Source organism: Candidatus Paralachnospira sp. LCP21S3_A2 (assembly GCF_052118925.1).
In the GTDB taxonomy this organism is placed as follows: Bacteria; Bacillota; Clostridia; order Lachnospirales; family Lachnospiraceae; genus Lientehia.
In genome coordinates, this window is record NZ_JBQKGG010000016.1 from 40,348 (window position 1) to 53,850 (window position 13,503).

At 50.0% G+C, this 13,503-nt stretch carries 11 protein-coding genes and 1 pseudogene; 1 reads left to right on the plus strand and 11 read right to left on the minus strand.

Going from position 1 to position 13,503, the window contains the following annotated elements:
- Window positions 1-10: 10 nt before the first annotated feature.
- Together ACTQ3K_RS10650 and ACTQ3K_RS10655 are read right to left on the minus strand one after the other, a co-directional pair.
- Window positions 11-3,607: an FtsX-like permease family protein gene (locus ACTQ3K_RS10650; RefSeq protein WP_441567822.1), complete on the minus strand. Its 3,597-nt coding sequence runs from the start codon at window positions 3,605-3,607 to the stop codon at window positions 11-13.
- A gap of 22 nt (window positions 3,608-3,629) precedes the next feature.
- Window positions 3,630-4,331 carry an ABC transporter ATP-binding protein gene (locus tag ACTQ3K_RS10655; protein WP_441567821.1) on the minus strand — a complete coding sequence of 234 codons (702 nt, stop codon included), beginning with the start codon at window positions 4,329-4,331 and terminating at the stop codon, window positions 3,630-3,632.
- 158 nt (window positions 4,332-4,489) lie between these two features.
- On the opposite strand from ACTQ3K_RS10655, the gene ACTQ3K_RS10660 reads away from it, so the two are divergent.
- Window positions 4,490-4,783, plus strand: a complete 294-nt coding sequence (locus ACTQ3K_RS10660) for a putative quinol monooxygenase (protein ID WP_441567820.1) — start codon at window positions 4,490-4,492, stop codon at window positions 4,781-4,783.
- 106 nt (window positions 4,784-4,889) lie between these two features.
- Here the strand turns inward: ACTQ3K_RS10660 and ACTQ3K_RS10665 are convergent, their stop codons facing one another.
- The 9 genes and pseudogenes from ACTQ3K_RS10665 to ACTQ3K_RS10705 form a co-directional block, all read right to left on the minus strand.
- Window positions 4,890-5,504: an AAA family ATPase gene (locus ACTQ3K_RS10665; RefSeq protein WP_441567819.1), complete on the minus strand. Its 615-nt coding sequence runs from the start codon at window positions 5,502-5,504 to the stop codon at window positions 4,890-4,892.
- Window positions 5,505-5,517: 13 nt separating this feature from the next.
- Window positions 5,518-6,228 carry an ABC transporter ATP-binding protein gene (locus tag ACTQ3K_RS10670; RefSeq protein ID WP_441567818.1) on the minus strand — a complete coding sequence of 237 codons (711 nt, stop codon included), beginning with the start codon at window positions 6,226-6,228 and terminating at the stop codon, window positions 5,518-5,520.
- Between the two features lie 12 nt (window positions 6,229-6,240).
- A complete protein-coding gene (locus ACTQ3K_RS10675) occupies window positions 6,241-7,002 on the minus strand; it encodes an ABC transporter ATP-binding protein (protein WP_441567817.1) in 762 nt (253 codons plus the stop codon).
- A 1-nt stretch (window position 7,003) separates the two neighbouring features.
- Complete coding sequence (locus tag ACTQ3K_RS10680; protein WP_441567816.1) at window positions 7,004-8,080, minus strand: branched-chain amino acid ABC transporter permease; 1,077 nt, start codon at window positions 8,078-8,080, stop codon at window positions 7,004-7,006.
- 12 nt (window positions 8,081-8,092) lie between these two features.
- Window positions 8,093-8,974: a branched-chain amino acid ABC transporter permease gene (locus tag ACTQ3K_RS10685; protein ID WP_441567815.1), complete on the minus strand. Its 882-nt coding sequence runs from the start codon at window positions 8,972-8,974 to the stop codon at window positions 8,093-8,095.
- Between the two features lie 72 nt (window positions 8,975-9,046).
- A complete protein-coding gene (locus ACTQ3K_RS10690; RefSeq protein WP_441567814.1) occupies window positions 9,047-10,201 on the minus strand; it encodes an ABC transporter substrate-binding protein in 1,155 nt (384 codons plus the stop codon).
- A 214-nt stretch (window positions 10,202-10,415) separates the two neighbouring features.
- The gene (locus tag ACTQ3K_RS10695) at window positions 10,416-11,252 is read right to left on the minus strand and encodes an HAD-IIB family hydrolase (RefSeq protein ID WP_441567813.1); all 837 of its coding nucleotides are present in this window, start codon (window positions 11,250-11,252) and stop codon (window positions 10,416-10,418) included.
- 39 nt (window positions 11,253-11,291) lie between these two features.
- Window positions 11,292-12,679, minus strand: a pseudogene (locus ACTQ3K_RS10700) (alanine/glycine:cation symporter family protein).
- Window positions 12,680-12,956: 277 nt separating this feature from the next.
- A complete protein-coding gene (locus tag ACTQ3K_RS10705) occupies window positions 12,957-13,265 on the minus strand; it encodes a heavy metal-binding domain-containing protein (protein WP_441567812.1) in 309 nt (102 codons plus the stop codon).
- Window positions 13,266-13,503: the final 238 nt, after the last annotated feature.

Below are 13,503 nucleotides of genomic sequence, written 5' to 3' on the forward strand. Positions count from 1 at the left end.
CGTCTGACAGTTATTCCACACTCTTTAACGACTCCACCATGTCGATCTTCCGCAGCTTAAAATACATAAATACATTCACCAGAAGCGCAAACAGCACCGTCAGCGCCGCACAGTAAACATAGCTGATGGGATGGACTACCCGTCCGAACATGATGAGATCTACCTCTACGGTCTTAATGACAAACCGATGCAGAAGATTTCCCATGAAAATTCCGACTACAATACCGATGGCTGTCAGCAGCACATTTTCGCGATACACATACACCGCCAGCTCCATATCATAAAAGCCCAGAAGCCGGATTGTCGCCAGCTCCCGCCGCCGCTCCGTGATGTTGATATTGTTCAGATTATAAACCACCACAAACGCCAGCAGTCCGGCAGAGGTGATCAACACCCCGATCACGGAATCAAGACTCTCCAGCATATCCAGGATCGTCTGGTTCATGTCTGTCACCAGTGTCACGCCGGAAACGGCAGGCTCCTCCAGAAGGAGCTCCGCCAGCCTCTGCTCCGGTTCCTTCCCGTTTTCATGAAGACGGATATACTCCTTGTCATACTGCGGCTCCGCTCCATACAGCTTCTCATAAAGCGTCGGAGACAGATATACATAGTTATAAACATAATTTTCAACAATATGAGACACCGTGACCGTTACACTTTCCGTATCGCTCTCCTTTAACCGGAACGAATCTCCTACCTGCAAGTCCAAAAACTTTGCCAGCTTTTCATTGATTGCAGCTCCCTCGTCATCGAGCTCATAGACCTGCTTCGAGATCCGGTCGCGAAGCACAAAGAAATCCGGAAACTCCCCGATTTCCTTCGGTACAACCAGATTAATCTCCCTGGTTACACCGTTAGCCTCCGCATCAAGGGTTGCCGTATGTGCCGTCAGCACCTCATCGACATTGTCTGTCTCCGAAAGAGTCTGATCCAGCTTCTCTCGATCCACTTCCCCGCAGTCTGTATCGATCCCAGCCACCACATCATACCGCCAGAGCTCTCCATACTGGCTTTCCGATACGGCATAAATCGAATCGCGCAGGCCAAAGCCTACGATCAGAAGTGCCATACAGGCACCGATCCCGAACACCGTCATCAAAAACCTCTTTTTATACCGGAACAGATTCCGAAGCGTTGATTTCTGGCTGAAATTCAGATGCTTCCAGATCGGGCGGATCCGCTCCAGAAGAATTTTCTTTCCCTGCAGAGGTGCCGCCGGCCGCATCAGCTCCGCCGGCTGGGACAGGGCTGCGCGATAACAGGCCGCCAGCGTTGCTCCGCCGGTACAAAGTACTGCGATAGCTGAAGCCCCCAGCGCATAGCCCCAGTTATAGGGCACGCGGATAATTGTCAGATTCACATATAAAATCTTATAGGATGTAATGATGACCCAGGGAAGAAGCTTTTCTCCCACCAGGAATCCCAGCACACTCCCCAGCACACTGGCTGAGACTGCATACCCCAGATACTTCGCCGCAATGGATAAGGTACTGTATCCCAGCGCTTTCATGGTGCCGATCTCCGTCCGCTTCTCTTCCACCATGCGTGTCATGGTTGTCAGGCTCACCAGTGCTGCCACCAGGAAAAAGATCACCGGGAAGACCTTTCCAATGGCGCCGATCCGATCTGCATCACTGTCATATTCCACATAAGACTGAACTGTGTCACGGCCCAGCACATACCACTCTGGCAGCTTCAGCTTATCAAGCTCTGCCCGGGCATCGTCAAGCTCCTGCTCTCCGTCGGAAAGCTGCTGTTCTGCATCCGCCTTTGCTTCCGCATAATCCGCTCTGGCATCGTTAAGCGTTTCCTCATTATCTGCAAGCTCCTGTTTTGCATCCAGAAGCTGAGCTTCTCCGTCTGCAATCTGAGCCTTTGCTGACTGAAGCTGATTTTCCCCCTCTGCCAGCTTCGCCTTTGCTTCTGCAAGCTGGTTTTCTCCGGCCTCCAGCTCCGACCTTGCTGCCGCAAGAGCTTCCTCTCCCTGCTTTAACTGTGCTTCCTTCTCCAAAAGCTCTGACTTTCCACTGTTCAGCTGTACCTCCGCTGCCTGCAGTGCTGCCTCCTGATGATCAAGCTCCGCCTTTCCGCTCTCCAGCGCCTGCCGCCCCGCCAGAAGCTCTGTTTCCTTTTCATTCAGCAGCTCTTTCATTTCGGAAAGCTCTGCCTCCTGCGCCGAAAGCACTGCTTCCTGTGCACGGATCTGCTCCTCTGCCGCCAAAACAGCTGACTGCGCCGCCTGATACTCCGGATTTGTCTCCGGATCGATTCCGGCTGCCAAAAGAGCCTCTCTCATGGATGCAAGCGCAGCCTGATTCTTCGCAAGCTCCGTTTTTGCAGTCTCTAACGCCTGCCATCCCTCCTGGATCTCCGCCGCTCCGTTCTCATACTGGCTTTTCGCCAATGCCAGAGACGCCTCTCCGTCTTCCAGCACTGCCTCCTGTTCCTGAAGTCTGGCTCTGGCATTCCGGATTTCCGTTTTTCCATATTCCAGCTTCTGTTCCTGCTCCGCCAGCGCCGCTTTTCCGTCTTCCAGCGCAGCCTTTCCATTCCGGAGCTCCTGCTCCTTCTCCGCAAGAGTGTTCTTTGCGCCTGACAGCTCCTGCTCCTGTTTTGCAAGCTCAGCCTTTCCGTCTTCCAGTGTTTTTTCACTGGCCTGAAGCTCGGCCCTTCCCTCCGCCAGCTTCTGTTCATTTTCGGCAATCAGTTCCCGGCCGTCCTGAAGCGCCTGTTCTCCATCTGTGATCTGCGTCTCCGCATCTGCCAGTTTTTCTTCTGCCTCCGCGCGGCTGTCGTCCAACTTCCGCTGCCCGTCATCGATCTTATCCTGCGCTTCCTTCCGCACCTCAGAAAGACGAACCTCACAGCGTTCCCCTGCAATGTCCTCCACCTGTGCCTTAATCTGATCCGCCGCAGAAAAATAGGCATCACTGGCTGTAATATACGGCTTCAGGCTGTCGCATGTTGCATAGATCTGTGTATAAATATCCGACTTGAACTCCTCCGGCAGCACCATGACAAAGCCCCGGATATCCCCGTTCCCGATGGTTGATGAGCCCTTATCAAAATTCAGATAATAGGGGCTGGAGCCGATACCGACGATCGTATACGTTTCATGGTTCAGCGTATCACTCAGCGGATCCTTTGTTCCTGATTTCAGAGTGATCCTGTCTCCCACCTGATAATCTCCGGCTATACAGAGCTGATTATCCAGGAAACACTCTCCCTCCTTCTCCGGCAGCCGTCCTTCGTCAATCGTCACATAATTTAACTGCGTCATCAGTGTGGCTACATGAATCACCAGCTCTTTTTCTCCGCACTGGGTCAGCACCTCAACCGACTGCTCGCCCTCCGCCTGAGAAATCCCGTCCACCGCCCGGATTGCCTCCAGATCCGCCCCGGTCAGTCCCATCGTCGACAGGATCCGGAGATCCATAAAATTCGCCTGATCCGCCACAGCATCCGCAGACAGCCGCATATCCGGCTCAGCTGCACGGATTCCGGAGAAAAATGCCACGCCGAGCGCCACAATAAATAAGATAGAAAGATACCGGTTCAGGCTTCGCCTGATTTCCCGGAAAAAATCTTTACGCTGTGCCTGTTTCATTCCCTGTCCTGTCCTTTCAATTTTACCATTCGATTTCTTCTACAGGAATCGGATGCTCATTGAGCCGCATGGACGAAACCCGTCCGTTTTTGATTTTAATGATCCGGTCCGCCATAGGCGCCAGAGCCGAATTATGGGTGATGACTATGACCGTCATTCCCTTCTCGCGACAGGTGTCCTGCAAAAGCTTCAGAATCGCCTTTCCTGTCTGATAATCCAGCGCACCGGTAGGCTCATCACATAACAGGAGCTTCGGATTTTTCGCCAGAGCTCTGGCAATGGATACCCGCTGCTGCTCTCCGCCGGAAAGCTGAGACGGGAAATTTCCCATCCGTTCCCCAAGACCTACCTCCTTCAGGATCTCCTCGGCATCCAGATGATCCCGGCAGATCTGAAGCGCCAGTTCTACATTCTCCAGTGCAGTCAGGTTCTGGACCAGATTATAAAACTGGAACACAAATCCGATGTCTTCCCTCCGGTACTTCGTCATTTTTTTCCGGTCAAAGGACGCCACATCAACACCATCCACCAGAACCTGTCCCTCAGTTGCCTGATCCATACCGCCGAGAATATTCAGAACCGTTGTTTTTCCCGCTCCGCTGGGGCCGACGATCACTACAAACTCTCCCTTTTCAATGGAAAAGTTCATATCATCCACCGCGTTGATCACAACCTCGCCCATTTTATATATCTTTTTTACATGCTTTACTTCCACAAATGCCATGAAACGCCCTCCCCTGCACTGCTTATTTTATTTTATCATACCGTATTTTTCGCAGTCCGTCATCCATTTGTTTCTGAAATCTTTCTAAAGCTGAATTCTTGACGGCCTTCGTCACCCGACGATATAATAAGATTAAAAACAAAGTCGGAGGTATTCTTATGAATCAGTTATTGCTTCTCGTCACCTATCACACCCGTACCGGTGCCAGAGCCGACTTTCTTCGCGCTATGGAAACCTCCGGGATTCTGGAAACGATCCGCAAAGAGGACGGCTGCCTGCGCTACGATTATTTTCTGAGCGCCGATGATCCCGAGGCCATTCTTCTGGTAGAAAAATGGGAATCCGAGGAAAAACAGCTTCTCCATCTTCAGACCCCTCACATGGCTCAGTTCCGGGCAGACATCAAAGAAATCTATGTGAAAGAAACCGCTGTGGAAAAAATCAGCCTGTAGAAGTGTCGCTGGAGGGAAAAAGGAACTCCGCGTTTTGTACCTTTCTTTTTACAGAAAGCGGGAAGCCAGCTCTGGCTTCCCGCTCATTTTCCTGTCAACTCTCTGTTTAAAACCGAATCTTCAGATATGCCTTGATCATCTCCACACACTTCTCAAATCCCAGCTTTCCGCTGTTAAGACTGAGATCATAGTTGCGCAGATCATTCCATTCATGTCCGGTGTAATATTTGTAAAAATCGCCGCGATACTTATCCGTCTGCTCGATGAACCTCTTCATTTCCTTCAGGGTCATGCTGTTGCGCTCCATGGCCTGCTCCAGACAAAACGCTTCATCCGCATGAACAAATACGCTGAGGACATCATCCCGGTCTTTTAATACGAAGTCCGCGCAGCGGCCGATGATGACACAGGACTCTTCCTCTGCAATCTTCTTGATCGTTCTGGCCGTCAGATTAAAGAGATTGTCCTCGGAGATAAATGCCTTGTTTTCCGGTTCAATTACTTCACCCTGATAAACCCTGGAGCCGAACAGCTTTGCACCACGTGGTGCTTTTTCGTCTGCCGCACCGAACAGCTTTTCATGGATTCCGCTGTCCTCCGAAGCCCGTCTTAAAACCTCCCGGTCATAAAACGGAATATCCAGCTCCTTCGCCAGCATCTTTCCGATGGTCCGTCCGCCGCTTCCGTACTGCCGTGCAATAGTAATAACTGCTTTCTTCATGAGCGATCCCCCTTTACTCACCTAAATATGCTTTCTTGATGGACTCGTCGTTCAGAAGCTCCGATGCCTTTCCGTCAAGAACGATCTTTCCGGTTTCCAGCACATACGCGCGGTCAGCAATAGACAGCGCCTTCTTAGCATTCTGCTCAACCAGAAGAACGGTCGTTCCTGCTGCACTGACCTCCTGAATGATCTGAAAGATCTCATTTACATAGATCGGAGACAGACCCATGGACGGTTCATCCATGAGCATGATCTTCGGTTTGGACATTAATGCACGTCCGATGGCCAGCATCTGCTGCTCGCCGCCGGAAAGTGTACCTGCCGGCTGATTCCGGCGTTCCTTCAGACGCGGGAATTTTTCATAGACCATATTCAGTGTTTCTTCGTATTCCTGCTTGTCTTTTCTCGTATATGCACCCATACGCAGGTTCTGGTAAACGGTCAGGTTCGCAAATACCCGTCGTCCCTCCGGCACATGAGCCATGCCCATCTCCACGATCTTATGGGGCGGAGCCTTTGTAATTTCCGTTCCGGCCAGAGTCACCGTTCCGTTTTTAATGGGCAGAAGCCCGGTAATTGCATGAAGCGTCGTGGTCTTTCCTGCGCCGTTGGCGCCGATCAGTGCAACGACCTCTCCCTGTCCTACTTCAAAGGAGATCCCCTTCAGGGCCTGGATCATGCCATAATATACCTGTAAATCCTTTACTTCCAGTAATGCCATGTTCCGTTCCTCCTATTCATCACCCAGATATGCCTTGATTACCTGCGGGTCATTCAGTACCTGCTTCGTTTCTCCCTGGCAGAGGATCTCACCGAAGTTCAGTACCGTCAGCTGCTCACAGATTCCGCCGACCAGCTTCATATCATGCTCGATCAGAAGGATCGTCATATCAAATTTCTTCTGGACAAACTTGATGGTCTCCATGAGCTCCTCTGTCTCATTAGGGTTCATTCCGGCCGCCGGCTCATCCAGCAGAAGAAGCTTCGGCTCTGTTGCCAGCGCTCTGGCAATCTCCAGCTTTCTCTGCTCACCATAAGGAAGATTGGATGCCTTGTAATCCGCCTTGGAATCCAGGTCAAATACCTTTAACAGCTCCATGGCCTTCTCGTTCATCTGCTTCTCCACCTTAAAGTAAGAAGGAAGACGCAGGATTCCCGCGATTGTCGAATATTTATAATTATTATGAAGTCCTGCCTTTACATTGTCAAGAACAGACAGTTCCTTAAACAGCCGGATATTCTGAAAGGTTCTTGCGATTCCCTCTTTGTTGATCTCAATCGCCTTTTTTCTTGTGATGTCCACGCCGTCAAGACGGATAATTCCCTCCGTTGGCTTATAAACACCGGTCAGCAGGTTGAACACGGTGGTCTTTCCTGCACCGTTGGGACCGATCAGTCCGTAAAGCTGGCCTTTTTCGATCTGGATCTCAAAGGCATTGACCGCACGGAGGCCGCCGAACGAAATGCCGAGATTTTTAACCTCTAATAACGCCATCTTACCTGGCCTCCTTTCTCTTGGAACGGAACACGTTACGCAGCTTCACTGCCAGCTTTTCCTTGAATTCCCTGCCGCCCTTGCTCCAGTTAAAGATCATAACCACGATCAGGATAATGGAGTAGATCAGCATACGATAGTTGGACAGGCCTCGCAGAAGCTCCGGGATCAGCGTCAAGACAACTGCCGCGATCAGGGAACCTCTCATATTTCCGATTCCTCCGAGAACCACATAAACCAGGATCATGATGGACATATTGTAACCGAAGTTCTTGGGCGATGCCACCAGGGAGGACAGGTTATGGGCATAAAGCACACCTGCTGCTCCGGCAATGGCTGCCGACATGGCAAATGCCATCATCTTGTATTTTGTAATATTAATTCCCACCGATTCCGCTGCGATCCGGTCGTCACGGATCGCCATGATCGCGCGTCCGCCTCTGGAATTGATCAGGTTCAGAATGATAACCAGTGTCAGCAATAACAGCAGGATCCCGATGATAAATGAAGAATCATGAGGCGTTCCATTGATCCCCTGGGCTCCATTGACGATGACCTCGCCGGTGGAATCCAGATTCAGGGAAACCGAATCCTTTAACGAAAAATGGAACCCGCTTCCGTCCACACCGACATACATGGCATTGATCACGTTTTTAATGATCTCACCGAATGCCAGTGTTACGATGGCCAGATAATCGCCGCGCAGTCTCAGTACCGGGATTCCAATAAGGATTCCGAAAATACCGGCCACAATGACGCCGATCAGTAACGCCAGGAAAAACCGCAGGCCGTCAGGCATGGCTCCCTCTGCCAGCTTAGAGAAAAATGCACTGGAAAAGGCGCCGACACACATAAAGCCTGCATGTCCGAGACTTAAATTCCCAAGAATTCCAACTACCAGATTCAGAGAAACTGCCAGGATCATGTACGCTGTCATGGGAACCAGCAGCCCCTCTAAAAGGCTGGACAACATTCCCAGGGCGGACATCAGCTGCATCACAATGGCAAAGATGATCACCATGGCATAAATAGAGAAATTATATTTTGTTGTTTTCTGCATTTGCTTCATCTGCTTCATTTCCAGTCCTCCTTATACCTTTTCCTGGATCTTCTTGCCGAAGATTCCGGTAGGCTTTACCAACAGGATCACAATCAGCACTGCAAACACGATCGCGTCTGCAAGCTGGGAGGAAATGTAAGCTTTCGCCAGAATTTCAATGATACCAAGAAGGATTCCGCCGATCATCGCTCCCGGAATGGAGCCGATCCCACCAAATACGGCTGCCACGAATGCCTTGATGCCAGGCATGGCGCCCGTATAGGGATTCAGTGCCGGATACGCCGAACAGAGCAAAACGCCTGCTACCGCCGCCAGTGCAGAGCCGATAGCAAAGGTTAATGCAATGGTCTTATTGACATTGATTCCCATAAGCTGGGCTGCCCCACGGTCCTCGGAAACCGCCAGCATGGCCTGGCCGGCCTTGGACTTGTTGATGAACAGGCTCAGTCCCACGACGATCACAATACAGGCTGCAACCGTCACAATGGTCACACCGGAGATCTGAAGGCTTCCGCCCGCCAGACTGATTCCGCCGAAGGAAACCACATTGGGGAAGGTCTTTGTATCCGATCCAAATACCAGAAGCGCCATATTCTGCAGGAAATAGCTCACACCGATGGCAGTGATCAGAACAGCCAGAGACGGTGCACTCCGGAGCGGCTTATATGCGATCCGCTCAATGAGGAGACCCAGAACCGTACAGATGACCATTGCCAGAAGTACGCTTACAATGGGGGAGACCCCTGCACTGATCATGGCAATGTATGCCGCAAAACTGCCCACCATAATAATATCACCATGGGCAAAATTCAACATTTTCGCAATGCCATATACCATGGTGTAGCCCAGCGCGATAATCGCATACACACTTCCCAGGCTCACTCCGTTGATTAAATAGGATAAAAAACTCATTGGATCTCCACCAGCCCTTTCATAGACAAAAGGGTGTCCCAATCCCTCGGGACACCCTGCCTTTTTTACCTGTTACATAAATACATAAGCACCATTTTCGATCTTAACCGCAATGGGCTCCTTGGTAGGCTCGCCGTCTGTACCCCAGGTAATATCCTTACCAGTCAGACCAGTATATTTAAGCTCGCTCATGCCTTTCTTCAATGCTTCACAAAGATCAGAAGCGCTCATATCCGGCGTTACATTTTCCTTTTCGGCCGCTTCCTTGATCACATACATGCAGTCATAAGCATCTGCTGCGAACTGATTCGGGGTATCACCATATTTTTCTTTGTAAGTCTTTACAAAGTTCTGGGTCTTCTCGTCCTCTGCCTCTGCGGAGAAAGGAGTCATTAACATCAGTCCCTCTGCAAGAGAAGTATCGAAGTTTTCCAGTGTCAGGATTCCGTCCATACCGTCACATCCGAAGAATGTGGGAGCGAAATTCATTTCCTTTGCCTTTGCAAGGATCAGAGAAGCCTCGGTGTAGTAGATCGGCAGGAATACCATATCTGCGCCGCCGTCTTTTGCTTTCTGAAGCTGTACGGAGAAGTCCTTGTTGCTCTCGGAGGTAAAGGACTCAGCCGCTACGATCTCAAGTCCCTGATTGGGAGCTTCCTTTGCGAAGTTCTCATAAATACCGCTGGAGTAAGCATCGCCGCTGTCGTAGATCACTGCGATCTTCTTTGCCAGATTATTGGCTGCGATGTACTGTGCTGCTACAGTACCCTGTGCCGGGTCAGAGAAACACATACGGTATGCATTATCTTCCTTAATGGAATTTAAGGATGTTGCAGAAGGTGTAAGCTGGAACATACCGGCTTCCTTTGTCTTGGTTACGACTGCCTCACATGCTCCGGAGGTTGTCGGTCCGACCAGAGCCTGCATACCCCAGTCCTTTAAATTGTTGTAGGCATTGACTGCCTTCTCAGCATCTGCCTCATCATCCTCGAATTTGATCTCGACCTGCTTGCCGTTGATTCCGCCTGCCGCGTTGATCTCGTTTGCAGCCAGCTCCATGCCGTTCTTTACAGCATTTCCGTAAATAGCAGCATTTCCGGTTGTCGGACCCTGTCCGCCAATCTTAAACGTATCTCCGCTGGACGCACTCTTCTTTCCGCCGCAGCCTGCCATTGCTGTCATAGCCATGACCGCAGCAAGTACAAGACACAAACCTCTTCTTTTCATAATAATTCCTCCTCGTTGTCTTTCCCTGAAAGACATTTGTTTTTGTTTCTTATCGTGTTGCCTATTGTACTTCCCTTTTTCTGCAATGTCAAGTCCTTTAAAAAAACAAAATACAAAAAACTGTCAAAATTTCTTTTCATTCCGGTCAGTTCTCCGGATTTTCTCTGAAAACAGCAAGGAGACTGTCAAAACAGTCTCCTAAAACAGTCTCCTCTTACCATTCGCCCCGGATCAGCCGTTCCATCGCATACGCTGCGCCATCCTCCTCGCAGGAGGGTGCCGTATGCTGTGCCATTTTCTTAATCGAAACAGCTGCATTTCCCATGGCGATCCGATGACCGCCAAACTGAAACATCGTCTGATCGTTGATGCTGTCACCGATAACCGCTGTATCCTCCCTGCTGATCCCAAGGAAGCGCGTCAGTTCTCCCAGCGCCCGCCCCTTATCGGCCGTCTGGCTGTTCAGTTCAAGGTTATCATCCCCTGATGCCGACACTGCAAAGGGATAAATTGCCTCCATCCGTTGTAAAATTTCTTCTTTTGCCTCGTCCCGAAACAGGATTGCAAAAATCTTTTCCACTCCGATCCGCTTCTCCCGCACATGCTCCGCCAGATTATCGGCACTATTCCTCGTAAAATAATCCGTATTCCCATACCTGGCAATAACACGGGGATCCGCTGTCTTTAAGTTCACACTTAACCCGCACATATGAACCGACGGCTGCACATCGTACTCCTCCAGGATCCGCAGTGCCTGCTCCGCCCGTTCCCATGGAATCAGATCCGTATAGACACTGGATGGCAGAGTCTCTGCTGACGTTTCCGGATTTCCTTCCAGCACCCTGGCTCCGTTGGAGGTCAGAAAATACGGAATCCCCGGAATATTCCTGACTTCCCCCGGAATATCCCGGTAAGATCGTCCGGTGGACGGAACCACCAGAATCCCGGCATCCAGTGCCGCCAGGATTGCCTCCCGCGTCCGCTCCGTCATCTCCCTGTGCTCTCGAAGCGCTGTCCCGTCCAGATCCAGCGCAATCAGCCGTACTGCCATCCTGTTGTCCTTTCTTCCATATATAAATACTCTGTACGATTATCCTTCTTTCGCCATGTACTCTTTTACCAGCTTTACAACGGTTCCTCCCAGTAAGAACAATGCAATCAGGTTGGGAATCGCCATAAGGCCATTAAAGGTCTCGGCAATATTCCATAACAGCCCCAGATCCATGGTTGCTCCAAGCAGCGCCACCAGTGCATAAACTACCATAAAGGGCTTGTTCATCTTCGATCCCGCCAAAAACTCCAGACACCGGGTTCCATAAAGTCCCCAGCCCAAAATCGTAGAGAAAGCAAAGCAGCACATTGCCACAGCGGTAAAAATCGACACCCAGTTTCCATATGTTGACGTAAAGCCGCTGATGGTCAGCTCTGCACCTGCTGCCGCTCCGTAGTTAACGGTCACACCACTGCACAAAATAACCAGTGCTGTCATCGTACAGATCACAATGGTATCCATAAATACTTCAAAGATTCCGAATAATCCCTGATGAACCGCTTCATCCGTATCAGCACAGGCATGGGCGATGGAACCGGTACCAAGACCGGCCTCGTTGGAAAAGATCCCTCTGGAAAAGCCCTTTTTCATGGCCATGAACATACCGCCGACCGCACCTCCGGTAATCGCCCGGGGGCTGAACGCACACTCAAAAATCTGCGCAAACACCATCGGTACACGATTGATGTGGATCACAATTACGCCGATTCCCAAAAGGATATAAAGCAGCGCCATAAACGGAACAAGGCGCTCTGTTACCTTACCGATCCGCTTGATTCCGCCCAGCAGGATGACTGCCACCAGTACTGTGATCACAATTCCGATAATCAGATTCGACGTTGCTACCGAATTCTGACCGATCACTCCATAATTCAGCAATGCCGAATTAATGGCTGTTGTAATCGTATTTACCTGGGTCGCATTTCCAGTTCCGAACACAGTCAGTACGCCGAGGATTGAAAAGGTTACCGCCAGCCACTGCCAGTTCTTTCCAAGTCCGTTCTTTATGTAATACATGGGCCGCCGACCCAGTCACCCTTCGTATTTTTTTCACGATAATGAACTGCCAGCGTTACTTCCGCAAACTTCGTGCACATACCAAGCAGTGCCGACATCCACATCCAGAATACCGCACCTGGTCCGCCAATGGCAATCGCACCTGCTACACCGGCAATATTTCCCGTTCCCACAGTTGCCGCCAGCGCCGTACAGACTGCCTGAAATGGCGTCATGGCCCCAACAGCTGCTTCCTTCTTGTGAAATACCTTCCCCAGTGTTTCCTTAAAGGCATAGCCCAGCTTCCGTATCTGGATAAACCTAGTCCGGACACTCAGATAAAGACCTACAATGATAATACAGGCCATTGCCGGAACGCCCCAAACAAAATTATTCACCACACTGTTAATTTTCTCAATTGTCTGCAGCATACACGCCTCTCCTTTTCATACTGATTTCCCTCTTCCTTTGTCCTGGCTCCGAATTAAAACAAATTTGCTTTTTATCCTACCACAATTTTCAAAAAAAGTATAGATTTTGTCTTTCTGAAAACAAGAAAAGGCCACAGTGCAGTTTCCTGCGCTGACAGCCTTGTCATTTCTGTTTCTATTCTGTTTTGGTCCTATTCTTCTGTTCCTATTTCTCTGTTCCTGTCTTTACGCTTCTATCCGTTTTCATTTCACACCATTCGTTTTTACTGTACTCTGCCTATTTAAATTTCACTGCCGTTCCGCTGGCAAGAATCTCTGCTCCGCCCTGAACAATACTGGAGCTTGAAAACCGGATATTTACAACTGCATCTGCTCCCATGCTTTCTGCTCTTGCCATCATCTTCTGGACAGCCAGCACCTGAGAATTGTCAAGCATCTCTGCGTACGCCTTCATCTCACCTCCCACAAGATTCTTGAAGCTTGAACCAATATCGCGGCCAATATTCTTACAGAGAACACTGCAGCCAGTAACAAGTGACAATACTTCATAAGGTCTTCCGATATTTTCTGTGTTTGACAGTAACATATAAAACACCTCCTCATATAATCAAGTGTTTTTTATTGAAAATTCAAGGTTTTTCAACCTTTCATATCTCAGTGAATAAGCCACAGCTATGAGCATTTCGATGTATCAGGTACTGAAATAGCGGTTAAATGGTATACGAAATAAAACGTCATTGATTTTCGCTTTACTGGCCTTGTGTATACCCTTCCCTCTATGGCAGCTAACCTCCTATATCCACCAGGATCATCTCTGTCTCCAG

Bases quoted from the DNA above. Each gene is read 5' to 3' on its own strand.
- ACTQ3K_RS10705 (WP_441567812.1), bottom strand. From the start codon at position 13,265: ATGTTACTGTCAAACACAGAAAATATCGGAAGACCTTATGAAGTATTG.
- ACTQ3K_RS10690 (WP_441567814.1), bottom strand. From the start codon at position 10,201: ATGAAAAGAAGAGGTTTGTGTCTTGTACTTGCTGCGGTCATGGCTATG.
- ACTQ3K_RS10660 (WP_441567820.1), top strand. From the start codon at position 4,490: ATGAATCAGTTATTGCTTCTCGTCACCTATCACACCCGTACCGGTGCC.
- ACTQ3K_RS10680 (WP_441567816.1), bottom strand. From the start codon at position 8,080: ATGAAGCAGATGAAGCAAATGCAGAAAACAACAAAATATAATTTCTCT.
- ACTQ3K_RS10685 (WP_441567815.1), bottom strand. From the start codon at position 8,974: ATGAGTTTTTTATCCTATTTAATCAACGGAGTGAGCCTGGGAAGTGTG.
- ACTQ3K_RS10665 (WP_441567819.1), bottom strand. From the start codon at position 5,504: ATGAAGAAAGCAGTTATTACTATTGCACGGCAGTACGGAAGCGGCGGA.
- ACTQ3K_RS10650 (WP_441567822.1), bottom strand. From the start codon at position 3,607: ATGAAACAGGCACAGCGTAAAGATTTTTTCCGGGAAATCAGGCGAAGC.
- ACTQ3K_RS10675 (WP_441567817.1), bottom strand. From the start codon at position 7,002: ATGGCGTTATTAGAGGTTAAAAATCTCGGCATTTCGTTCGGCGGCCTC.
- ACTQ3K_RS10670 (WP_441567818.1), bottom strand. From the start codon at position 6,228: ATGGCATTACTGGAAGTAAAGGATTTACAGGTATATTATGGCATGATC.
- ACTQ3K_RS10695 (WP_441567813.1), bottom strand. From the start codon at position 11,252: ATGGCAGTACGGCTGATTGCGCTGGATCTGGACGGGACAGCGCTTCGA.
- ACTQ3K_RS10655 (WP_441567821.1), bottom strand. From the start codon at position 4,331: ATGGCATTTGTGGAAGTAAAGCATGTAAAAAAGATATATAAAATGGGC.